The sequence below is a fragment of the Cellulosimicrobium funkei genome, from assembly GCF_004519295.1.
Taxonomy (GTDB): Bacteria; Actinomycetota; Actinomycetes; order Actinomycetales; family Cellulomonadaceae; genus Cellulosimicrobium; species Cellulosimicrobium funkei.
Window position 1 is genome coordinate 169,845 of the sequence record NZ_SOZH01000001.1, and the last position, 22,724, is coordinate 192,568.

Consider the following 22,724-nt stretch of genomic DNA (forward strand, 5'->3'; position numbering starts at 1 on the left):
GTCAGAACAGCGAGTAGAGCTGCGCGAGGGGCAGCCGGTCGGCGGGGGCGGGGACGACGAGCTCGCCGTCGACCTCGATCGCGAAGGACTCGGGGTCGATGTCGATCCGGGGCAGGTAGTCGTTGTTGCGCATCTGCGCCTTCCCGACGTCGCGCGTCCCGGCCACGGGCAGGAGCGTCCGGGCCAGGCCGAGCCGCTCCGCGAGGCCGTCGTCGAGCGCGGCGGGCGACACGAACGACACGGACACGTCGGCCCCGATCGCGTCGGCGAGCGCGGGCCGCATGAGCACGGGCTGCGGCGACGGGATGGACGCGTTGGGGTCGCCCAGCGCGCCCCACACGAGCGCCCCGCCCTTCATGACGACGCTCGGCCGCACGCCGAACAGCTTCGGCTCCCACAGCACCAGGTCGGCGAGCTTGCCGGGCTCGACGGACCCGACGTGCGCGTCGATCCCGTGCGCGACGGCCGGGTTGATCGTGTACTTCGCGACGTAGCGCCGGGCGCGCAGGTTGTCGGCCGGTAGGACGGGCCCGGGGGCGCCGCCGGGGATCGGGCCGCGCCGCGCCTTCATGACGTGCGCCACCTGCCACGTCCGCGTCACGACCTCGCCGATGCGCCCCATGGCCTGAGCGTCGGACGACGTGATCGAGATGGCGCCGAGGTCGTGCAGCACGTCCTCGGCGGCGATCGTGGTCCCGCGGATGCGCGACTCGGCGAACGCGAGGTCCTCCGCCACCTGCGGGTTGAGGTGGTGGCACACCATGAGCATGTCCAGGTGCTCGGCGACGGTGTTCACCGTGTGCGGGAGGGTGGGGTTCGTCGAGCCGGGGATGACGTTCGGGTGGCTCGCGACGGTGAGGATGTCGGGCGCGTGCCCGCCGCCCGCGCCCTCGGCGTGGAACGCGTGGATCGAGCGGCCGCCGATCGCCCGGAGGGTCGACTCGACGAACCCCGCCTCGTTGAGCGAGTCGGAGTGGAGCGCGACCTGCAGGCCCCAGTCGTCGGCGGCTCGGAGCGCGGCGTCGATCGCCGCGGGCGTGGACCCCCAGTCCTCGTGCACCTTGTAGCCGCCCGCGCCGGCCATCGCCTGCTCGCGCAGACCCTCGGCGCTCACGGTGTTCCCCTTGCCGAGCAGCAGCACGTTCACGGGGAGCCGGTCGAGCGAGCGGTGGATCGCCTCCAGGTGCCAGGCGCCGGGCGTGACCGTCGTGGCCTTCGTGCCCTCGCTCGGGCCGGTGCCGCCGCCCGCGACCGTCGTGATGCCCGTGGCGAGCGCCTCGACGACCTGCGACGGCGAGATGAGGTGCACGTGCGAGTCGATGCCGCCCGCGGTGAGGATCCTGCCCTCGCCGCTCACGACGTCCGTGCTCGGGCCGATGTGCAGGTCGGGGTGCACGCCGTCCGCGACGTCGGGGTTGCCCGCGCGGCCGAGCGCGACGATCCGCCCGTCGCGGATGCCGACGTCCGTCTTGACGACGCCCCACCAGTCCAGCACGACGGCGTTGGTGATCACCGTGTCGAGCGCGCCCTCGGCGCGGGTCGTCGTGCCCTGGGCCATCGACTCGCGCAGCGACTTCCCGCCGCCGAACACGACCTCCTCGCCCCCGAAGGTGCGGTCCTCCTCGACCTCGATCCACAGGTCCGTGTCGCCGAGGCGCACCTGGTCCCCCGTCGTCGGGCCGTAGAGCGCGACGTAGCGCTCGCGGGAGATCGCGACCATGCGTCAGTCCTCCTCGGGTGCGGTGGGGTCCAGGGCGCCGCCGTCGGGCTTGCCGCGCTGGAGACCGGGGACGCGTCGTCGGCCGCGCAGCGCGACGGCGTGGACCTCGGCGGACGCGCCGGGCTCGAACCGCCGCGACGTGCCGGACGGCACGTCCAGCCGGAAGCCGTGCGCCGCCGCGCGGTCGAGGTCGAGCGCCGCGTTGGCGTCGGGCAGGTGGAGGTGCGAGCCGATCTGCACGGGCCGGTCGCCCGTGTTCGTCACGACGAGGGTCACGCGCTCGTCGTCCGAGCGGTCGGCGTTGAGGACGAGCGGCACGTCCTCCGCGCCCTCCCGGAGCCGGATCGCGCCCGGTCCCGAGGTGCTGATGCCTGCCATGCCTCGCCGTCCTCTCGTCGTGCGTCGCGTCGCCGGGACCGGCTCAGGCGATGGGCTGGTGGATGGTGACGAGCTTGCGCCCGTCGGGGAACGTCGCCTCGACCTGGACGTCGGGCAGCATCTCCGCGACGCCCTCCATCACCTCGTCGCGGCCCAGCACGGCGCGCCCGGAGACCATGAGCTCCTCCACGGCGGCCCCCTCGCGGGCCCGCTCGATCACCCACGTCGTCAGGAGGGCGACCGTCTCCGGGTAGTTGAGCAGGACGCCGCGCTCGCGCCGGTCACGGGCGACCATGCCCGCGACGGCGAGCAGCAGCTTCTCGGTGTCGGCGGGCGTCAGGTGCATGGCCGCGATCCTGTCGCGCCCGCGTTTCCGGCGTGTATACCCCGCGTTATACGTTCGTGTACCCGCTCCGCGCGGGCCGCCGCCCGCCACGCCTCCGCCGTCGTGCGCCGGCTCCTGGCGAGCCGTTGACCCCTGCTCGACCGAGGGCTACTCTCTCCGCCCCCATTCGGAAAGTTCGGCCGAAATTTCGGGGCCGCGACACGAAGGAGTGCCTGATGGATGGATCGACCGACCGCGCGTGCGAGACGACGCGGCGCCGACGCAGGGCGACGGGCCTCGTCGCCGGTGGGCTCGTCGGCGGGCTGGCGCTCGCGGCGGGACTCGCCGTCCCGGCCGCGGCCGAGAGCGCTCCGCGCACGGCGAGCGTCCCGGCGACGGCGACGCCCGCCGTCGGGCAGCCCGCCCTGACGGGCGCGCAGCGCGCGACGCTGGAGACGTACCTGGAGGACACCTACACCTCGCTGGAGGCCATGACCGACGAGGAGACCGGCCTGCCCGCGGACAACATCGAGGGCGACCTGGACCCGGCGTCGAGCAGCGCGTACACGTCGCCGACGAACATCGGCGGCTGGCTGTGGTCCACCGTCGTGGCGCGCGACCTGGGCCTGGTCGACGAGGCCGAGGCGCGCGACCGCCTCGCGACGACGATCGACACGGTCGCGTCCCTCGACCGGCACGACGCGAGCGGCATGTTCTACAACTGGTACGACCCGGCGACGGGCGACCGGGTGGAGACGTGGCCGGACGACGGCAACCCGGTGCACCAGTTCCTCAGCTCGGTGGACAACGGCTGGCTCGCCGCGGGCCTGCGCGTCGTCGCGGAGGCGGAGCCGAGCCTCGCGGAGGAGGCGCTGGCCGTCTACGACGGCATGCACTTCGGCGCGTTCTACAACGCGGAGGCGCGGCCGGACCTCGGCGTCGGGCTGCTGCGCGGCGGGTTCTGGGACGAGGAGCCGCCCGGGTGCTCGGTCGCCGGGGACTACCTCGGCACGGGGACCGACGTCTACTACACGTGCCACAACTACGACACGACGGTCTCGGAGACGCGCATCGCGACCTACCTCGGCATCGCCGAGGGCGAGGTGCCGCCGGAGGCCTACTACGCGAGCTACCGGACGTTCCCGGACACGTGCGACTGGTCGTGGCAGGAGCAGAAGCCGGTCGGCGAGACGCGCGAGCACCTGGGCGTCCCGGTGTTCGAGGGGGCGTACCGCTACCGCGACCTCGCGGTCGTGCCGGGCTGGGGCGGCTCGATGTTCGAGGCGCTCATGCCGGACATGCTCGTCCCCGAGGCGGAGTGGGGCCCGACGTCGTGGGGCGTCAACCACCCGCTCGTGGTGCGCGCGCACAAGGAGCACGGCCTCGACGAGGCCGGGTACGGGGCGTGGGGATTCTCGCCCGCGAGCAACCCCTTCGGCGGGTACGCGGAGTACGGCGTCGACGCGATCGGCCTGCGCTCCGACGGCTACCTGTCGGACGGCGAGACCGACGTCGACCTCGGTTTCGAGGGCTGCCGCGAGGCCACGAACCCGGCGCCGGAGTTCGGTGACGGCGTCGTGACGCCGCACGCGTCGTTCCTCGGGCTCGCGTACGACACCGAGGGCGTGCTCGACAACCTGGCCCACCTCGCGGACGACCTCGACGCGTACGGGCCGGGCGGGTTCTACGACTCCGTCGCGGTCCGCTCGGGCACGGTCGCCGAGCGCTACCTGTCGCTCGACCAGGCGATGATCGTCGCCGCGATCGGCAACGTCCTCGACGACTCGCGCCTCAAGGACTACTTCGTCGACGACCGGCTCGAGCAGGCGCTGCGCCCGCTCATGGAGGCGGAGACGTTCTCGGCCGTCGCCGACCTCACGCCCGGCGTGGGCGCCGACGTCGAGGTCGAGGCGCGCTGCCTCGGCAACCGGGCGGCCGTCGCGGTGCGCGCCACCAGCACGTCCGACGGCCGCACGACCGTCGAGCTCGCCACCCCGTACGGGACGCGGTCGTACGACGACGTCGTCCCGCACCGCAGCACCTACCGGGCGTTCTCGGCGCGCACGGCGGAGATCCCGTCGGGCACCGCGATCGTGACGGTGACGTCCGACGACGGCGCGACCGTCCAGGAGCTGCCGTACCGCTACGCGGGCGTCTCCTGCGGCTGACCCCACGCACCGCGGCCGACCGCCGTGCCGCGCGCGTCAGGCGCGCGGCACGGCGGTCGACGCGCGCACGACGAGGCTCGTCGCGAGCTCCGTGCGCAGGGTGCGGCCGCTCGCGCTGCGTGCCCGGTGCACGAGCGCGACGGCCGAGGCGCCCATCTCGACGAGCGGCTGACGCACCGTGGTGAGCGGGGGGTCGGTCCAGGGCGCGACGGGCAGGTCGTCGAACCCGACGAGCGAGACGTCGTCCGGCACGGAGCGCCCCGCCTCGCGCAGCGCCCGCAGCGCGCCGAGCGCGGTGTCGTCGCTGCACGCGAAGATCGCCGTCGGGGCGTCGTCGAGGGCGAGCAGCCGCTGCGTCTCCTCGTAGCCCGCGGCGACCCCGTAGGTGCTCAGGCGCACGAGGTCGTCGTCGACGGGCACGTCCGCCTGGATGAGCGCGGCGCGGTAGCCCGCGAGGCGGGCGAGCGCGTTGTCCTGCTCGGGGACGCCCGTGATCGTCGCGATCCGTCGGTGCCCCAGGGCGAGCAGGTGCGCCGTCGCCTCGAGCGCGCCCTGGAAGTTCGCCGCCCCGACGCTGAGCACGTCCTCGGGCGGACGGCGGCGCGGGTCGACGACGACGAGCGGCACCCCGGCCGTGGCGAGGGCGGCGCGCGCCTCGGCGTCGGGCACGGCGACGACGCTCACGAGACCGTCCGTGCCCCGCGCGAGCGCGTGCCGGACCCACGCGCCGCAGTCGTCGGGGTCCAGCTCGACGGACAGCACGACGTCGAGCCCGAGGCGCCGCGCCTCGGCGACCGCCCCGCGCACGACCGCCTCGGACCACGGCCCCTCGAAGTCGACGATGCGGACGTCGACGAGCCCGGTCCTCCGGGACGTGCGGGGCCGGATCTCGTAGCCGTGCCGGCGCAGCACGCCCGCGACGCGTTCGCGCGTCGCCGCCGAGACGTCCGGGCGCGCGTTGAGCACCTTCGACACCGTGGGCACGGACACCCCGGCGTCGGCCGCGACCCGGGCGAGGGGGACGCCGTGCCGACCCGGCTGCGACGCTGCCATCCAAGCCCTCCGTCCGTCGTGCCTGCGGCCGGTCCGGCCGGGGGAGCGTGCCCCGACTCCGGATCGTAGCGAGGCCCCGGGTCGCGACCGGGCCTCCCCCGGACGACGACGGCCCGGCCGGGACCGCGAGGTCCGGACCGGGCCGTCGTGCGTGCGGTCAGTCGTCGAGCGAGACGGTCCCGCGGGCGACGCCGCCGAGCCAGCCGAGGCTGGGCTTGGGCGTGCGCTCGAAGGTCTCCGGGTCCCACGCGACGAGCCCGAACGTCGGGGCGAACGAGCCCCACTCGTAGTTGTCGAGCAGCGACCAGTGCAGGTAGCCGAGCAGCGGGAGGCCCGCCTCCATCTCGGCGTGCAGCGCGCGCAGGGCGTCGCGCGTGTAGTCGATGCGGCGCGCGTCGTCCGCCGTCGCGATGCCGTTCTCGGAGACGAGGACCGGCAGGCCGGTGATCTCGTGCCCGAGGCGCGCGGCCTCCGCGATGGCGGCCGGGTAGTACTCCCACCCGGTGAGCGTCTTCTCCGAGTCCTCCGGGGCGGGCAGCGGCCCGTCCACGGTGATGCGCGTGCGCGTGTAGGCCTGGACGGCGACGAAGTCGTCGCCGCGCGAGGCCTCGAGGAAGACGGTCTCGCGCGGGTAGGCGTACTCGCGCAGGACCTCCTCGGCGCCCGGGTCGGCGAAGAACTGCTGCGGCGCGACGGGCCACCCGACGGGCACCCCGACGGTCCGCACGAGCTCCACGGCCCGGCGGTGCGCGGCGATGAGGTGCTCGGTCGCGACCGGGTCGGGCGCGTGCATCGTGCCGGCCTGGAGCTGCTCGGTGCCCTTGGCGGCCGTGATCATCATCGCGAGGATGTTCGGCTCGTTGATGGTGAACACGTGCGACGCGCGGTCGAGCAGCGGCAGCACGTGCTCGACGTACCGAGCGAACCGCTCGACGGACCGCGGGTCGGTCCAGCCGCCGTCCTCCGCGAACCAGCGCGGCGACGTGAAGTGGTGCAGCGTGACGAGCGGCGTGACCCCGTGCTCGAGGCAGCAGTCGATCATGCGGCGGTAGTGGTCGACCTCGGCCCGCGAGAAGCGGCCCTCGGCCGGCTCGATCCGCGCCCACTCGATCGAGAACCGGTATGAGGTGAGCCCGGACTCGGCCAGCAGCCGGATGTCGTCGGCGTACCGGTGGTAGGAGTCGGCGGCGTCGCCCGACGGCTCGGCGAGGGTCGAGGCCGGGTCGACCTCGCGCGCCCACCAGTCGCTGTTGACGTTGTTGCCCTCGATCTGGTGGGCCGCCGTGGCGGCGCCCCAGACGAAGGACTCGGGGAAGGTGATCGACACAGGCACTCCTCGTCGGTCGCCGGTCACTTGATGCCGGTCATGGCGATGCCCTGCACGAAGTAGCGCTGCAGGAACAGGAACAGGATGAGGATCGGCGTCACGACGAGCACGGACCCGGCCATGAGCAGGCCGTAGTAGGTGCCGTTCGAGCCGACCGAGTACAGCGAGAGCGCGACGGGGAGGGTGTACATGTTCTCCGTCTGCGCGACGACCAGGGGCCACAGGAAGTTGTTCCACGACCCGAGGAACGTGAGGATGCTCAGCGTCGCGAGCGGCGGCCCGCACTGGGGGAGCACGATCCGGAAGAAGACCCGGAACTCGCCCGCGCCGTCGATCCGGGCGGCCTCGATGAGCGCGTCCGGGATGCCGAGCATGAACTGCCGCATGAGGAACACGCCGAGCGGGCCGGCGAGGAACGGCAGGATGAGCGCCGGGTAGGTGTTGACGAGCCCCATGTTGGACACGAGCACGAACATCGGCACGAGCGTGACGACGCCCGGGACCATGAGCGTGAGCATGACGAGCGCGAACAGCACCTTCTTGCCGGGGAACTGCATCTTCGCGAGGGCGTAGCCGACCATCGAGCAGAAGACGATGTTGCCGAGCACCACGGCGACGGCGACGACGATCGAGTTGGTGAAGTACTGCCCGTAGTTGAGCTGGGACAGCCACCGCTCGTAGTTGTCGAGCGTCGGGTTCTCGGGCCACCAGGTGATGGGCCGCTGCAGGAGCTCGCCCTGCGTCTTGAAGCTGCCGAGCGCCATCCAGATGAACGGCATGAGCGTCAGGAGCAGCCCGACGACGAGCGCGGTGTACGTGGCGCCGCGCGACCAGCGGATCGGGCGTCGCGGCCGACGGCGCGGCGCGTCCTGGGGGGCCGACGTCGCGGAGGGGGTCCGCGAGGACGTGACGGTCATGTCAATCCTCCTTCGACCGCAGCAGGCGGAACTGGACGGCGGCGAGGGCGGCGATCAGCGCGAAGAGCACGTACGCGGCTGCGGAGGCGAACGCGTAGTTGCCGTACCCGAACTGGTTGTAGACGTAGTAGCTGATGGTCAGCGTCGAGTTGACCGGGCCGCCCTTGGTCATGACGAAGGGCTCCTCGAACACCTGGAGGAAGCCGACCGACAGCAGCACCGCGCCGAGCAGCAGCGTCGGGCGCATCAGCGGGACCGTGATGGAGCGGAAGCGCCGCCACGAGCCGGCGCCGTCGACCTCGGCCGCCTCGTAGACGTCGCGCGGGATCGCCTGCAGCCCGGCCAGGAAGATGATCATGAGCGTGCCCATGTTGCGCCACGCGGCCATGAGGATGATCGACGGCATCGCCCACGTGCTGTCGTTGAGCCAGTCGGGACCGTCGATCCCGACCCAGCCGAGCACGGTGTTGACGAGGCCCGAGTCCTGGAGGATGAACCGCCAGACGACCGCCACGGCGACGATCGACGTCACGACGGGCGTGTAGAAGCCGACGCGGAAGACGCTGCGGAACTTCTCGATGCCCGAGTTGAGCGCGACGGCCAGGGCGAGGCCGAGCACCATCGTCAGCGGGATGCCGACGAGGACGAAGTAGAAGGTGTTGACCAGCGCCTTGCGGAACAGCTCGTCCTGGAAGACGCCGGTGAAGTTCTCGATCCCGACGAAGTTCACCGCGAACGGGGTCTTGATGTCACGGATCGTGAGGTCCGAGAACGACATCCCGAACGACGCGAGCAGCGGCCCCAGCATGAAGACCGTGAAGACCGCGACGAACGGGAGCGCGAACAGCCAGGCGACGAGCGCTTGCCGTCGCCGGTGGACGGCGCCGGCCGTACGCCGGCGCCGTCCCTCGGTGGTGGTGGTCATGACTGACGGGCCCTGTTACCAGCCGAGCCCGAGCGTGTCGGCCTTGGCCTGGATGGCCTTCGCCGCGTCCTCGGAGGTCACCTGACCGTTCGCGACCTTCTCGGCCTCGGTCTCGATGGTGGCCGAGAGCTCGTCCCAGCTCGGGACGGTCGGCGGGGCGATCGTGTTCTCGAGCTGCTCCTGGAGCACCTGGGTGCGGGGGTTCGAGGTGAGCGCCTCGTAGTCCCACGCGCTGTTCAGCGCGGGCAGGTCGCTCGTCGCGTCGAACCACGCCTGCTGCGTCTCGGGCTCGGAGAGCCAGCGGATGAGCTTCCAGGCGCCGTCGGCGTTCTTGGCCTCGGCGAAGACGCCGAGGTGCGCGCCGCCGATGTAGGAGTCGTTGTTGGCGGAGCCGGCGGGCACGGGCACGGTGGCCACGTTCTGCTCGACCCAGTCCTCGCCCTGGAGGTCGGCGAGCACGTTGACCATCCACGGGCCGGAGATGAACGCCGGGTCGGAGCCGTCGACGAACGCGCTGTTCTGCGAGTCGCCGTAGCCGGACAGCGGCGACAGGCCCTCGGTGAAGAAGGACGCGTAGTAGTCGAGGGCGTCGACCATGGCCTGGTTGTCGAGGTCGAACCCGTCGCCGGCCTCGTTGAGGACGGAGCCGCCGGCCTGCGAGTAGAACGGCAGGATGACCTGCGTCGAGTCCTCGGCGTCGCCCATCGGGAGCTGGAGGCCGTAGGTCGAGCCGTTGGCCTTCATGGCCTCCGCGAACGCGGTGAGCTCCTCCCAGCTGGTGGGAGCCTCGACGCCCGCGGCCTTGGCGAGGTCGGAGCGGTAGTACAGGACGCGCGTCTCGACGTACCACGGCACGCCGTACGCCACGCCGTCGGCGACGGTCGACGCGGCGGCGCCCTCGACGAAGTCGTCGTTGTCGACGAGGCCCTCGGGGACGGGGGCGAGGCCGCCGGTGGCGACCATCGTCGGCATGAAGGACGAGCCGATCATGATCGCGTCGGGCACGGTGCCCGCGGCGACGGCGGTCTGGAACTTCGTCATGACGTCGGCCCACGGGATCGTGGTGACCTCGACGTTCGCGTCGGGGTTCTCCTCCGTGAAGCCCTGGACGAAGTCGGGCAGCTTCTCGCCCTCCTCACCCATCGCCCAGATCGTGATGTCACCCTCCGCGGGCGCGTCGTCCACCGTCGTGGTGGAGCCGGCGCTGGTCTCACCACCCGTGGAGTCGTCGTCCGCGCGACCGCACGCGGTCAGGGCCAGGAGTCCGACGACGCCGATGGCGACCGCCTTGCGTCCGAGCTTCATGAGCAATCCTCCTCATCGAGCAGTCGGCTCGTCCGTGTGAGCCGCTGTGGAAACTACCTTAGCGTGCGCTCGGTTAGTATTTTCAACCGGGGCGTCCAGGCCGTACCGTTGGCGCCGACAGACCTGCCGAAGGAGACGGTGATGAACGAGAGCGACCCCGCAGGTGGCGGCGCCACGACGGGGACGGCCGGGGGCCCGGGGACGACGACCGCGACGGGCGCTCGCGGCACGACGGCGGCCGGCCTCCCCGACCGCCGCATCGTCCGCGGCGAGCAGCGCCGGCGCGAGATCCTCCGCACGGCGGTCGAGGTGTTCGGCGAGCAGGGCTTCCGCGGGAGCTCGCTGCGCGAGATCGCGGCCCGCGTGGGCATCTCCGAGGCCGGGCTGCTGCACCACTTCGGCAGCAAGGCCGGCCTCCTCACGGCGACCCTGGAGGAGCGCGACCGGCGCGACCGGGTGCGCCGCGGCGAGGACGAGGCGGCCGGCGCCGACCTGCTGACCACCATCCGCGACCAGGTGCGCCGCAACGCCGAGACCCCCGGCCTCGTGTCCCTCCACGTGGTGGTCGCCGCCGAGGCGACCGACGCGACCCATCCCGCGCACGACGTCGTCCGCGACCGCTACCGCGCGCTGCGCCACCAGGACGACACCCGCTTCCAGGACGCCGTCGCCCGGGGCGAGCTGCGCCCCGAGGTCGACCCGGCCGCGATCGGCCAGCTCTTCTCCGCCGTCATGGACGGCCTGCAGCTCCAGTGGCTGCTCGACCCCGACAACGTCGACATGGTCGCCCTCTTCGACCAGTTCCTCGCGCTGCTGCGCCCCGACGGCACGTCGCCCGCAGCACCCGAGCCCCGCACCACCGAGCAGGAGACCGCGTGACCCTCACCGCGACCGAGACCCCCGCCCGCGCCACGCTCACCTCGAGCGGACTGACCGTCGAGCTCACCGGCGGCGGCGACGTGCGCGCCGTCAGCACGGACGGCCTGCTCGTGAACCAGTACCTGCCGGGCGAGCACGACCGCATGCCCGGCGGCATCCTGCTGCGCGCCACGCGCCCGGACGGCACGGTCGAGGTCGCGCGACTCACCGGCTCGGCCCCCGCTGTGACGGCGGTCGAGGTCGGCGCCGAACGCGTCGTGTGGTCGGGCGCCGCGCTCGGGCTCGCCACTCGCGTCGCGCTCACGCTCGACGGGCGCGCGCTCGTCTGGCGCGTCGACCTCACGGTCGGCCCCGCGACGGACGACGGCACGCGCTACGACGTCGTGCACGCGCAGGACCTCGCGCTCGCTCCGCCCGCGGCGGCGCTGTCGAGCGAGCCGTACGTGTGCCAGTACCTGCTGCACCGCGCGCTCGAGCACCCCGACGCCGGGACCGTGCTCGTCAGCCGGCAGACCATGTCCGCGCAGCCGCGCCTCCCGCTCGCGGTCACGTTCCTCGTCGAGGGCGCCGCTGCGCACCTCACGGACTCGCTCCAGGTCTTCACCGCGCGCTCGCGCCGCGACGGGCTGCCGCACGGCCTGCTCGGGCCCGTGCAGCCGGGCGTGCTCCAGTACGAGTACGCGATGCCGACGCTCGTCTCGCACCCGCTCGACCTCACGGCCGGGACCGCGGCCGTGCACGCCGTGACCGTGGTCGACGCCGACGCGCCCGGGCCGCTCGCGGCCCACCTCGACGAGGTGGCCGGCTGGGCCGCCGCCGCGGTCGCGGCCGCAGCCGCCGACCGTCCGACCGCGCCCTTCACGCCGACCGCCTCCGCGCTGCGCGACGCGCCGCTCCTCGCGGGCGACGAGCTCGACGAGGCCGGGCTGCTCGCCGCCGTCGGCCTCGCCGCCGACGACGTGCTCCTGCCCGAGCGCGACGCCGACGGCACGCTCCTGTCGTTCTTCACCGCGACGGGGACGCACGTCGTCGACGCGCGCAAGGACACCGTGACCGAGCGCTCGCACGGGCACGTGCTCAAGGCGGGCGACGACGTGCTGCCCACGGACGACGTCCTCTCCACGACGGCGTTCGCGCCCGGCGTCTTCGCGTCGCACGTCGTGCTCGGCAACACCACGGCGAACCGCCTCGCGACCGTGCACCGCCACCACCTCAACCTGATGCGCAGCAGCGGCCTGCGCGTGCTCGTCGACGACGGCCGCGGGCCCCGGCTCCTCGGCCTGCCGTCCGCGCTCGTGCTCGACGTCGGCGGCGTCCGCTGGCGCTACGAGACGCCGCTCGGGCGGGTCGACGTGCGGACCGTCGCGCACGACCGCGAGAACCGCATCGACGTCGCCGTGCGCTGCGAGCGCCCGCTGCACGTCACCGCGACCCTCGAGCTCGAGGACGAGGCCGGCGGCTGGCTCGCCGAGCACGTCCCCGCGGCCCCGGGCGACGCCGTCGTGGTGCGGCCCGTGCCGGGCGGCGACGTCGACGCGCACTACCCGGACCTGCGGTACGCCCTGGCGTCGTCCGCGCGGCTCGTCGTCGAGGAGGCGGGCGCCGGGGACGCCGCGTCCGGCACGACCCGCCGCCTGACGAGCACGACCGGCACCGGGTCGCTCACGCTCGCCCTCACCGGCTCGCTGCGCGGGACCGACGCCGCGGTCGGGCTCCTCGCGGGCGCGCTCGACCCCCTGGCGGACGTCGACGCGACCCTCGCGCGCCACGTCGAGACCGTCCGTGGCGTCGTGCGCGGGCTGCGGTTCGCGCCGCACGCGACGGTCGAGACGCAGGAGCTCGACCTCCTCGTGCCCTGGTACGCGCACGACGCGCTGATCCACTTCCTCGTGCCGCACGGCCTGGAGCAGTACTCGGGCGCGGCGTGGGGCACGCGCGACGTGTGCCAGGGCCCGTTCGAGCTCGCGCTCGCGGGCGGGCGCCACGACGTCGCGCGCGAGATCGTGCTGCGCGTCCTGGCCCACCAGCACACGTGGGGCGAGTTCCCGCAGTGGTTCATGTTCGACGCCTACGCGGAGCGGTACAACGACTCCTCGCACGGCGACGTCGTCGTGTGGCCGCTGTTCGCGCTCGCCCAGTACCTGGAGGCGAGCGGCGACCTCGCCGTGCTCGACGAGCACGTCCCGTTCTGGGACCACGAGCAGCGCCGCCCGGCCGCCTCGGGGCCCGACGCCGCGGCGACGGTCCGCGACCACGTGACGCGCCTGCTCGACCACCTCGACCGCGACCGCCTGCCCGGCACCGCGCTGCCCGCCTACGGCGAGGGCGACTGGGACGACACGCTGCAGCCCGCCGACCCGCGGATGCGCACCGACCTGGCGTCGACGTGGACCTCCGCGCTGCTCGTGCAGGCCGCGGAGCTGCTCGCCCGCACGACCGCGGGTCGCGACGACCTCGCCGCGCTCTCCGGGCGCGCGGGCACGCTCGCGGCGGAGGTCCGCGCGGACCTGCGCGAGCGCGCCCTCGTGGACGGCGTCCTCGCCGGGTACGTGCGACACGGCGCCGACGGCGACGAGCTCGTCATCCACCCGTCGGACACCGTCTCCGGGATGCGGTACCGCCTCATCCCCATGACGCAGTCGATCATCGCGGGCATCCTCACGCCCGAGGAGGCCGCGGAGCACGAGCGGCTCGTGCTGGAGCACCTGCACTTCCCCGACGGCGTGCGCCTCATGGACCACCCGGCCGCGTTCGACGAGGGCGTGCCGCACACGTTCCTGCGCGCCGAGCAGGCCGCGAACGTCGGCCGCGAGATCGGGCTCATGTACGTCCACGCGCACATCCGCTACGTCGAGGCGCTCGCGGCCCTGGGCCGCGGTCGCGCGCTCGACGAGCTGCTGCGCATCAGCCCGGTCGACCTCGGCCGGCGCCTCGCGCACGCCGCCCCGCGCCAGCGCAACGCCTACTTCTCGTCGAGCGACGCGGACTTCCCCGACCGCGAGAGCTTCGCGCGCGACTTCGACGGGCTCCGCGACGGCAGCGTCGGGGTGCGCGGCGGGTGGCGCGTGTACTCCAGCGGTCCGGGCATCTACCTGCGCCAGCTCGTCCAGGGGGTCCTCGGGCTGACCGAGCGCGGCGGGGAGGTCGTCGTCGACCCGGTGCTGCCCGCGGCGGCGGACGGGCTCGCCGTCGACCTGGACCTCGGCGGCCGCACGCGCCGCGTGGCCTACCGCGTCACGGCGACCGGGGACGGCGTGCAGGTGCGCGCCGGGAGCGGCCCGGACGCGCTCGCGCCCGTGCCGGCGACCCTGCGCACCGGTGACTACCGGCAGCGCGGCGTCGTCGTCGCGACGCGCGACCTCGGGGACGCCGCGCACGTCGAGGTCACGGTGCCCGCCGGGTCGTAGGCCCGGCCGCCGGTCAGGTGCAGTCGACGCCCTCGTAGGGCGTCTCGACGACCACGGGGCCGTCGGCGCCGGGGACCGTGAGCGTCGCGGTCCCCGCGTCGACCGACGCCGCACGGGCGCTGAACGACCGGTACGCGTTGCGCCCCGGCGCCACGGCGTCGAACGTGCGCTCGCCGGCGGGCGTGCCGAGCGTGACGTCGAGCGGGTCGCTCCCGACGTTCTCGGCGCGGACGGCGACGTGCGCCGTCCCGCCGAGGCACCGCGCGTCGGCCTCGACGTGGACGGGCGGCAGCTCGCGGACCCGCACCTCGCGGAACGACACGACGTCCGGCGCGGAGCCGTGCGCCTGCAGGCCGACGTACCCGACGAGCCCGCGCGAGCTCGAGTCCGGGTCGAGGGGGCGGTCGGGGAACGGCACGCCCGGCAGGTTCTCGTACTCGTTGATGACCACGCCGTCGCGGATCACCGTGTAGTGCTGCCCGACGACGCGCACCTCCAGCTCGTTCCACGTGCCCTTGGCGGTGGGCCGGGCCTCGTCGAGGCCGAGGTCGGCGAAGCCGTAGACCGAGCCCGTCTTGCGGGGGTCGTTCGAGCCGCCCTCGGGGGAGTCGTTGACCTGGATCTCGTGGCCGCAGTTGACCGCGATCCACGACAGGTTGCCCGTCTCGTTGCCGTTGAACGTCGTCGGGCAGCCCTCGACCGGACCGGACAGGTCGGGGAACCGCACCTGGATCCCGCTGTTCGCGCGAGCGTCACCGGGGGCGTCGTCGCGGAGCTCGACCACCATCGAGAAGTCGCCGTACTGGCGCACCGGGTACCAGAGGGTCCCGAACCCGCCGCCCGCGCCGGCGCGGCTGCGCACCGTGCCGTCGTCGAGACGGTCGAACCCGCCGTCGCCCGCGTACTCCCACGCGTCGAACGACTCCGGGGTGCCGTCGAGGATCACCTCGTAGCCGTCGTCGGCGGGTGCCGCGGTCGGCACGACCGCCGCGGCGGGCGCCGCGAGCGCGATCCCCGCGGCCAGGGCCGTCGCCCCGGCGATCCGGGCGCGGCGCACCCTGCCCTGGGTCGCGCGGGCGGGGGTACGGGTGGTGCTCGTCATCGGAACTCCCTCGTTCGACGCGGTCCCGTCCACCCTCGCACGGTCCGCGCGGGCTCTCAACGGCACCCGGGCCGGTGCGAGAATCGACGCGTGGCCGGAGCCGAGGAGCGAGTGCTGGAGTCCGCGCGGGTCGCGTCCCGGCTGCGGGACGAGATCCTCGACGGCGTGCGCGAGCCCGGCTCGCGCCTCGTCGAGCGCGACCTCGCCGCCGGGTTCGGCGTGAGCCGCATCCCCGTACGCGACGCGCTCAAGGTCCTGGAGGGGGAGGGGCTCGTCGCGCTGCGCCCGCACACGTGGGCCGTCGTGCGGGCGTTCACCGACGCCGACCTCGCCGACCTGGACGAGGTCCGCGCCGTGCTCGAGCCGCTCGCGTTCCGCCTCGCCGCCGAGCGCCACGAGCCGCCGGGGCTGGAGCGTCTGCGCGCGGCGCTCGACCGCGAGCAGGAGGGCGCGCGCGCGGCCGACCCGGTGGGGTCGCGCCGCTCGGCCGCCGACTTCCACGAGATCGTCACGGTGCTCGCGGGCAACCGGCTGCTCGACGACATGATGCAGGGCATCCGCAGCCGGATGCGCTGGGCGCTGTCGCAGCACGACGACCTCGCCGACGTCACCGACGAGCACGTGGCGCTGTTCGACGCGGTCCGTGCCCGGGACGGCGACCGGGCCGCGGAGCTCGCCGCGGCGCACGTCGAGAGCAGCCGACGGCGGCGGGCCGCCCTCGCGGCGCGCCGCGCCGCGTCGCGGGCCTGAACGTCAGACCGGAGCGTCAGACCGGCCCGGACGTCCCGTCGCCGACCGACCGGGCCGGGATCTGGACGGCCTTGTCCCACGCGCCGACCAGGCGGCCGTCGGAGGTCTCCAGGCGGAACGGTGCGAGCGGGAGGTTGCCGGCCCGGCGCCGGGCCCGGAGCACGTCGAGCGCGTCCTCGTCCGTCTCGGCGCCGAACGGCTCGCCGCGCCGCGCACCGGTGGCGGTGACGACGCGATAGCTCGTCATCCGGTCGTCGTCGTGGTGGACCTCGTCGTCGAGCGCGGCGACCTCCTGGGCGATCTCGAGGCTCGGCAGCGCGCCCCACGTGCGGCCGGGGCCGTCGAGGGTCCAGGTGCCGGTGTCGTCGCGCCGGACGACGTACTCGCGCGAGGCGCTGCGGGCACGCCAGGTCCGGTGGTCGACGGCGGTCCAGGTGAGCATGTTCATGTGCGGTGAGGTGGGTCGGACGACGGTCGGTCACTCGTCGGTCGAGCAGTTCCCCCCTGCCGTGTCCGGCGACCCACGGGCAGCGTACGCGTACCGATCGCGCGCGCGTGTCCACCCTGAGGAGGAGATCGGGCGGCGGGTACGGCGCCCGGGGTAGGCCGCGCGGGGGACCCCGGCACCCGACGCGCGGGCCGACCGCGACGCTGCCATCATCGACCGGGTCAGCACGGCGCCGCCGAGCCGCTCGGCGCGGGCGGGCACGCGAGCGCGAGGGGCGTGGGGCATGACCGCTGAGGGCACGGCGCAGGGCACGACGTCCGGCACCACGAAGGTCACCGTGCTCACGCTCACGGCGATGGTCGTGGGTTCCATGGTCGGGGCGGGCGTCTTCTCGCTCCCGCGCCGCTTCGCTCAGGAGACGGGGGTCGCGGGCGCGCTCGTGGCGTGGGTCGTCGCGGGCGCGGGCATGTTCACGCTCGCCCTCGTCTTCCAGCGGCTCGCGGTCCGCAAGCCCGGGCTCGACGCCGGGGTCTACGCGTACGCGAAGGCGGGCTTCGGGGAGTTCACGGGCTTCTACGCCGCCGCCGGGTACTGGGCGAGCGCGTGCGTGGGCAACGTGACGTACTGGGTGCTCATCATGTCGACGCTCGGGGCGTGGGTCCCCGCCCTGGGCGCGGGGGACACGGTGCTCGCGCTCGTGCTCTCGTCGGTCGGGCTGTGGCTCTTCTTCGCGCTCGTGCGGCAGGGGATCCGGGAGGCGACGGCGATCAACCGGATCGTCACGATCGCCAAGCTCGTGCCCATCCTCGTCTTCGTCCTGCTCGCCGTGCTCGCGTTCGACCCCGCGGTCTTCGCGGAGAACCTCCACGGCGCCTCGTACACCGGGTCGCTGTTCGACCAGGTGCGCGACACCATGCTCGTCACCGTGTTCGTCTTCCTCGGGGTCGAGGGCGCGAGCGTCTACTCGCGGCACGCGCGCCGTCGCGAGGACGTGGGGCGGGCGACGATCCTCGGGTTCACGAGCGTGCTCGCGGTCTTCGCGTCGGTGACCATCGTGTCCTACGGGATCCTGCCGATGGCCGAGATCGCGGAGCTGCGCCAGCCGTCGATGGCGGGCGTGCTGGAGGCCGCGGTCGGGCCGTGGGGGAGCGTCTTCGTGGGCGTCGGGCTGATCGTCTCGGTTCTCGGCGCCTACCTCGCGTGGACCCTCATGGCGGCGGAGGTCCTGTTCGTCGCGGCCAAGGACCGCGACATGCCGCGGTTCCTCACCCGCACGCGCCGGGAGGACGTCCCGGTGAACGCGCTGCTGCTCAGCACGGCGCTCTCGCAGGTGGTCCTCGTCGTCACGTACTTCTCCGACGACGCGTTCGACTTCGCGCTCGACCTCACCGCGTCGATGACCCTCATCCCGTTCCTGCTGGCCGCGCTCTACGCGCTGCGGCTGCGGCTCACGCGCGAGACGTACGACGGCGCCCCCGCCCGCACCCTGACGGGCGACCTCGTCGTGGCGGTCCTCGCGTCGGCGTACACCGCGTTCCTGCTCTTCGCGGCCGGGCTCGACCTGGCGCTGCTCGCGTTCGTCTTCTACGCGCCCGTCACCGTCCTCTTCGTCATGACGCGCCGCGAGCAGGGGCGGCGGGCGTTCGGGCCCGCGGAGCTCGCGCTGCTCGGCGTCGTCGTGGCGCTCGCGGTGCTCGCCGTCGTCGGCCTCGCGGCGGGGTGGGTGTCGCTGTGAGACCACCGGACCGTACCGACCGCACCACCGAGAGGGAGCACCCATGAGCGTCGCGTCCGCCGTCCCGTCCACCGTCCCGCCCGCGCAGCACGGCGTCCACTCGGAGGTGGGGCGCCTGCGCAAGGTCCTCGTCTGCGCACCGGGGCTGGCGCACGAGCGGCTGACCCCGACGAACTCCGACGACCTCCTCTTCGACGACGTCATGTGGGTGGAGGCCGCCCAGCGCGACCACCTCGACTTCGTCAACAAGCTGACGAACCGGGGCGTCGAGGTCGTCGAGCTGCACGACCTCCTCGCGCAGACGCTCGCGATCCCCGAGGCGCGGGCGTGGGTGCTCGACCGCAAGGTCGTGCCGAACCAGGTGGGCCTGGGGCTCGTCGAGGGCACGCGGGCCTACCTCGACTCGCTGAGCGAGCGCGAGCTCGCGCGGTTCCTCGTGGGCGGCCTGGCGACGACCGACCTGCCCGACGACTACCGCACCGGCTACGTGGACCTCGCGCGCGAGTCGACGGGCGGGTTCGAGTACCTGCTCCCGCCGCTGCCGAACACCCTGTACACGCGCGACACCACGTGCTGGGTCTACGGCGGCCTGACGCTCAACCCGCTGTACTGGCCGGCGCGCCAGGAGGAGACGCTCCTCATGAAGGCGGTCTACGCGTTCCACCCCGAGTACCGGGAGTCGACGGTGTGGTGGGGCGACCCGGAGCAGGACTGGGGCCAGGCCACGCTGGAGGGCGGCGACGTCATGCCGGTGGGCAACGGCGCGGTGCTCGTCGGGATGAGCGAGCGCACGTCGCGCCAGGCGATCTCGCAGCTCGCGAAGGCGCTGTTCGACGCGGGCGCGGCGGAGCAGGTCGTCGTCGCGGGCATGCCGCGGCTGCGCGCGGCGATGCACCTCGACACCGTGTTCACGTTCGCGGACCGCGACCTCGTCACGGTGCACCCGGCGATCGTCGACGGCATCCACACCTTCACGCTGCGGCCGTCGGACCGCGCGCCGGGCGTCGAGATCACCGACGAGGGCGACACGCCCTTCGTCGACGTGGTGGCGCGCGCGCTGGGTCTGCCCGCGCTGCGCGTCGTGGAGACGGCGGGCGACGCGTACGCGTCCGAGCGGCAGCAGTGGGACTCGGGGAACAACGCCGTCGCCATCGAGCCGGGCGTCGTCGTCACGTACGACCGCAACACCCTGACCAACGCGGCGCTGCGGCGCGCGGGCGTCGAGGTCGTGACGATCGTCGGGGCGGAGCTCGGGCGCGGCCGGGGCGGCGGGCACTGCATGACGTGCCCCGTCGCGCGCGACCCGCTCGACTGAGACGCCGCTCGGCGGACCACCGGCGCGGCGCGGCTCCCGGGATACCCTGCACGAGCCGCCCACGACGAGAGGACCCGCCCGATGTCCGACCCCACCGAGCCGTACGAGCCGGTCGACGACCAGACCGTCATGCGGCCGCCGCGGCGGTACGGGGACGACGGCGCCGCGACCCCGGGCGGGTCGCCGCCCCCGCCGCCCCCGCCCGGACCGGGGCAGTCCCACGCCCAGGTCCCGTACGGCACGGACCCGTACGGGCAGCGCGGGGCGCCGCCAGCGCCCCAGGGGTACCGCGGCCCGGACCCGCACGCGACGCTCCCGCCGGCGGACACGGGCGCGACCTGGCCTCCCGCGGAGACCGGCGCGACGTGGCCGCCCGCCGCGACGTCGTCCGGCCACACCGCACCGCCGCCGCCCGGGGCGTACGCGGGCGCGCCCGGCGCGCCCTACGGCGCCCCGCCGCACGGCACCCACCCCACGGCTCCGTACGGCAGCCCGTCCGCGCCGTACGGGGCGCCGTCGGGCCCGGGCTACGGCGCGCCCGACGACGCGACGGTCGTCCCGACGGCGACCGCGCCGCCGTCGGACCCGTACGGCTTCTCCCCGTACGCGACGCCGCCGGGCCGCGGCCGTCGCCCGTGGCTCGTGCCGGTGCTCGCCGGCCTGGGCGCGTTCGGGCTCGTCGCGGGCGCCCTCGGCGTGTGGCTCGGGCTGCGCGACGACTCCGCGCCCGACCCCGGGCCGACCACGGCCGAGCAGGCGCCCGCGACGTCGGACGCGCCGACGGAGCCGGAGCCGGAGGAGACCGAGGACCCCGCGGACACCGACGTCACCGACGACGAGCCGTGGCTCGCGCAGGAGTACCGCGCGGGCGCGGAGATGGACCCGGAGAAGGGCCCCGAGCTCGCGCCGATGTCGTGGGCGTACTTCTCCGACAACGACTACCTCGTCAACGACGACCGCATCGCCCTCGTGGCGCGGCGGGACTTCGCGTGCGACGACGTCCCCGCGATCCCCGCGATCCAGGCCCTCGCGGGCTCGTGCCAGGCAGGGTTCGAGGCCCGCGTCGTGTCCGACGACGGCCCGACCGTCGCGCTCGACGTCGTCGTGCTGGACGTCGGCTCGAAGGAGGAGGCCGAGCGCGCCGCCGCGGCGTTCAACGACGCGCCGGAGGGCGACCCCCTGGCCGACACCACCGGCCCGGCCCACCCGACCCTCGCCGCGGCCGTCCCGCAGCCCGGGTTCCAGGGCTCGTACGCGATCCTCGACGACGGGGACGCGCCGTCGGTCATGCTGAGCACGGGCACCGTCGTGATCATGTACCGGCTCGGGATCGACGACGGCCTGGAGCGCGACCAGGTGCTCCCGGTCGCGCAGGCGGTCGGGTTCGTCGTCACCGACCACGAGCTGGCGAAGTCGTTCGACGAGAAGAAGTTCGCGAAGCCCAAGGCCGGCTGAGCGGACGGTCCCGGCGCTGGCTACGCTGGGAGCGGTGATGGATCCCGCCGGGGCGCAGCCGCCCGAACCGCCGCCAGGGCTGATGGTTCCTGACTCGTCGCCCGTCGGCGGGCAGGACGTTGCCCGCGGGAGGAGGCCGCATGAGAGCACGGCCGCACGCGGGGGCGGTGCCCCAGCCCGCGCTCGACCGGATGGTCCCGTTCGCGGGGCACGCCGTGGTGGTGGGCGTCGTCCCGGGCGGTGACCCGCTCGTCGTCCGCACGGCGGCGGCCTGGGCCGACGCCGCCGGGTCCCGGCTCGTCGCGGCGTACGCCGACGCGTCGCGCGCCGTGGTCGAGGAGCACCCGGACGGGTCCGTGACGCACGCGCCCCTCGACCCGGACTCCGCCGACGACGCCTGGCAGGGCACCGCCGAGCGCCTGCGCGCCGAGGTCGGCGCGGAGCTCGCGGGAGCACGCGTGCCGTGGGAGCTGCGCTACCTCGCGGGGCGGCCCGACCGCGCGCTGACCCACCTCGCGCGCGCCGTCGACGCGGCGGTGATCGTCGTCGGGTCGCGCGCGCCCGGCTCGCTCGCGCACGTGCGCGAGCTCGTCGAGGGGTCGGTCGCGGTGCACCTGGCCCACCACCAGCACCGCCCCGTCCTCACGGTCCCGCTCGCCGTCGTGGACTGGAAGGAGATCCGCACCCCGTGGGAGAGGTGACGCGCCGGACCCCGCTGCTCGCGCTCGCGGGCCTCGTCGCGGCCGGGGGAGCGGTCGGCACGACGGCGCGCGCGCTGCTCGAGCAGGCGTTCGCGCCCGTGCCGGGCGCGTGGCCGTGGACGACGTTCTGGATCAACCTCGTCGGCTCGTTCGTGCTCGGCGCGCTGCTCGAGACGCTGCTGCGCGCGGGCCCCGACTCGGGCGGGCGCCGGGCCGTCCGGCTCGGGTGCGGCACCGGCGTGCTCGGGGGCTTCACGACGTACTCGACGTTCGTCGTCGAGGTCGAGCGCCTCGCGAGCGGCGGGCACGCCGCCCTCGGCGCGGCCTACGCGCTGGGGAGCGTCGCGCTGGGGGTCGCGGCGGCGGTGGGCGGCGTCGCGCTCGCGGCCGCGGCCCGACGGCGGCGCGTCGCCCGCGGCGGTGGCGCGCGGTGACGGGGGTCCTCGACCTGCTGCTCGTCGCCGTCGCGGGCGGTCTCGGCGCGGCGTCCCGGTTCCTCCTCGACACGGTGGTCGCGCGGCACAACCGCTGGTCGACGCCGCTCGGCACGCTCGTGGTCAACGTGACGGCGTGCTTCCTGCTGGGGCTGCTCACGGGGTGGGGGGCGACGCACCCGGGCCGGGGGGACGTCGTGGCGGTGCTCGGCGTCGGGTTCCTCGGCGGGTACTCCACGTTCTCGACGGCGTCGGTCGAGGGGGCGCGGCTCCTGCTCGCGGGCCGCGGCGCGGTCGCGGTCGTGCACGCGCTGGGGATGCTGCTCGTGTGCCTCGCGGCCGCCGTGGCGGGGATCGCGCTCGGGGGCGGGTGAGGTGTC

At 74.4% G+C, this 22,724-nt stretch carries 20 protein-coding genes and 1 riboswitch; of the genes, 10 read left to right on the plus strand and 10 right to left on the minus strand.

The window, feature by feature from the left end:
• Window position 1 precedes the first annotated feature (1 nt).
• Genes E1O70_RS00710 through E1O70_RS00720 form a run of 3 tightly spaced genes read right to left on the minus strand, consistent with a single transcriptional unit; the run spans window position 2 to window position 2,444 of the window.
• The gene (locus E1O70_RS00710; RefSeq protein ID WP_061268122.1) at window positions 2–1,720 is read right to left on the minus strand and encodes an urease subunit alpha; all 1,719 of its coding nucleotides are present in this window, start codon (window positions 1,718–1,720) and stop codon (window positions 2–4) included.
• Between the two features lie 3 nt (window positions 1,721–1,723).
• Complete coding sequence (gene ureB / locus E1O70_RS20260; RefSeq protein WP_043654668.1) at window positions 1,724–2,098, minus strand: urease subunit beta; 375 nt, start codon at window positions 2,096–2,098, stop codon at window positions 1,724–1,726.
• Between the two features lie 43 nt (window positions 2,099–2,141).
• Window positions 2,142–2,444: an urease subunit gamma gene (locus E1O70_RS00720; protein ID WP_043654671.1), complete on the minus strand. Its 303-nt coding sequence runs from the start codon at window positions 2,442–2,444 to the stop codon at window positions 2,142–2,144.
• Between the two features lie 215 nt (window positions 2,445–2,659).
• On the opposite strand from E1O70_RS00720, the gene E1O70_RS00725 reads away from it, so the two are divergent.
• A complete protein-coding gene (locus E1O70_RS00725) occupies window positions 2,660–4,591 on the plus strand; it encodes a glucoamylase family protein (RefSeq protein WP_082774550.1) in 1,932 nt (643 codons plus the stop codon).
• A gap of 36 nt (window positions 4,592–4,627) precedes the next feature.
• Here the strand turns inward: E1O70_RS00725 and E1O70_RS00730 are convergent, their stop codons facing one another.
• From E1O70_RS00730 to E1O70_RS00750, 5 genes are all read right to left on the minus strand, one after another.
• Window positions 4,628–5,644, minus strand: coding sequence for a LacI family DNA-binding transcriptional regulator (locus E1O70_RS00730; protein ID WP_061268123.1), 1,017 nt, complete (start codon window positions 5,642–5,644; stop codon window positions 4,628–4,630).
• A gap of 157 nt (window positions 5,645–5,801) precedes the next feature.
• Window positions 5,802–6,977, minus strand: a complete 1,176-nt coding sequence (locus tag E1O70_RS00735) for a glycoside hydrolase family 1 protein (RefSeq protein ID WP_061268124.1) — start codon at window positions 6,975–6,977, stop codon at window positions 5,802–5,804.
• Window positions 6,978–6,994: 17 nt separating this feature from the next.
• Window positions 6,995–7,888: a carbohydrate ABC transporter permease gene (locus E1O70_RS00740; protein WP_061268125.1), complete on the minus strand. Its 894-nt coding sequence runs from the start codon at window positions 7,886–7,888 to the stop codon at window positions 6,995–6,997.
• A gap of 1 nt (window position 7,889) precedes the next feature.
• Window positions 7,890–8,813, minus strand: coding sequence for a carbohydrate ABC transporter permease (locus E1O70_RS00745; protein ID WP_021481814.1), 924 nt, complete (start codon window positions 8,811–8,813; stop codon window positions 7,890–7,892).
• Between the two features lie 15 nt (window positions 8,814–8,828).
• On the minus strand, window positions 8,829–10,118 hold the full coding sequence (locus E1O70_RS00750) for an extracellular solute-binding protein (RefSeq protein ID WP_061268126.1): 1,290 nt from the start codon (window positions 10,116–10,118) through the stop codon (window positions 8,829–8,831).
• Window positions 10,119–10,259: 141 nt separating this feature from the next.
• On the opposite strand from E1O70_RS00750, the gene E1O70_RS00755 reads away from it, so the two are divergent.
• The gene (locus E1O70_RS00755) at window positions 10,260–10,997 is read left to right on the plus strand and encodes a TetR/AcrR family transcriptional regulator (RefSeq protein WP_082774551.1); all 738 of its coding nucleotides are present in this window, start codon (window positions 10,260–10,262) and stop codon (window positions 10,995–10,997) included.
• Window positions 10,994–14,404: a GH36-type glycosyl hydrolase domain-containing protein gene (locus E1O70_RS00760; RefSeq protein WP_061268127.1), complete on the plus strand. Its 3,411-nt coding sequence runs from the start codon at window positions 10,994–10,996 to the stop codon at window positions 14,402–14,404. The genes E1O70_RS00755 and E1O70_RS00760 overlap by 4 nt, the downstream gene beginning before the upstream one ends.
• 13 nt (window positions 14,405–14,417) lie before the next feature.
• Here the strand turns inward: E1O70_RS00760 and E1O70_RS00765 are convergent, their stop codons facing one another.
• The gene (locus E1O70_RS00765; RefSeq protein ID WP_082774552.1) at window positions 14,418–15,506 is read right to left on the minus strand and encodes a 3-keto-disaccharide hydrolase; all 1,089 of its coding nucleotides are present in this window, start codon (window positions 15,504–15,506) and stop codon (window positions 14,418–14,420) included.
• Window positions 15,507–15,596: 90 nt separating this feature from the next.
• Here E1O70_RS00765 and E1O70_RS00770 point away from each other — a divergent pair, with 90 nt between their 5' ends.
• A complete protein-coding gene (locus E1O70_RS00770) occupies window positions 15,597–16,256 on the plus strand; it encodes a GntR family transcriptional regulator (RefSeq protein WP_061268128.1) in 660 nt (219 codons plus the stop codon).
• 16 nt (window positions 16,257–16,272) lie between these two features.
• On the opposite strand, the gene E1O70_RS00775 is transcribed toward E1O70_RS00770, so the two are convergent.
• Window positions 16,273–16,704 (minus strand): hypothetical protein, encoded by a 432-nt coding sequence (locus E1O70_RS00775; RefSeq protein WP_061268129.1) that lies wholly within the window; start codon window positions 16,702–16,704, stop codon window positions 16,273–16,275.
• Between the two features lie 283 nt (window positions 16,705–16,987).
• On the opposite strand from E1O70_RS00775, the gene E1O70_RS00780 reads away from it, so the two are divergent.
• The 6 genes from E1O70_RS00780 (at window position 16,988) to E1O70_RS00805 (ending at window position 22,718) form a co-directional block, all read left to right on the plus strand.
• Entirely contained in the window at window positions 16,988–18,439 is a 1,452-nt protein-coding gene (locus E1O70_RS00780) for a basic amino acid/polyamine antiporter (RefSeq protein ID WP_061268130.1), read from the plus strand.
• A 43-nt stretch (window positions 18,440–18,482) separates the two neighbouring features.
• A complete protein-coding gene (locus E1O70_RS00785) occupies window positions 18,483–19,754 on the plus strand; it encodes an arginine deiminase (protein ID WP_061268131.1) in 1,272 nt (423 codons plus the stop codon).
• Window positions 19,755–19,835: 81 nt separating this feature from the next.
• Window positions 19,836–21,209, plus strand: a complete 1,374-nt coding sequence (locus E1O70_RS00790; RefSeq protein WP_061268132.1) for a hypothetical protein — start codon at window positions 19,836–19,838, stop codon at window positions 21,207–21,209.
• Between the two features lie 24 nt (window positions 21,210–21,233).
• A riboswitch (Fluoride riboswitch) is annotated at window positions 21,234–21,308 on the plus strand.
• A gap of 41 nt (window positions 21,309–21,349) precedes the next feature.
• Entirely contained in the window at window positions 21,350–21,910 is a 561-nt protein-coding gene (locus E1O70_RS00795) for a universal stress protein (protein WP_061268133.1), read from the plus strand.
• Window positions 21,898–22,344: a FluC/FEX family fluoride channel gene (locus tag E1O70_RS00800; RefSeq protein ID WP_061268134.1), complete on the plus strand. Its 447-nt coding sequence runs from the start codon at window positions 21,898–21,900 to the stop codon at window positions 22,342–22,344. Before E1O70_RS00795 ends, E1O70_RS00800 begins: the two co-directional genes overlap by 13 nt.
• On the plus strand, window positions 22,341–22,718 hold the full coding sequence (locus E1O70_RS00805) for a fluoride efflux transporter FluC (protein WP_061268135.1): 378 nt from the start codon (window positions 22,341–22,343) through the stop codon (window positions 22,716–22,718). The genes E1O70_RS00800 and E1O70_RS00805 overlap by 4 nt, the downstream gene beginning before the upstream one ends.
• The last annotated feature ends 6 nt before the right edge of the window (window positions 22,719–22,724 follow it).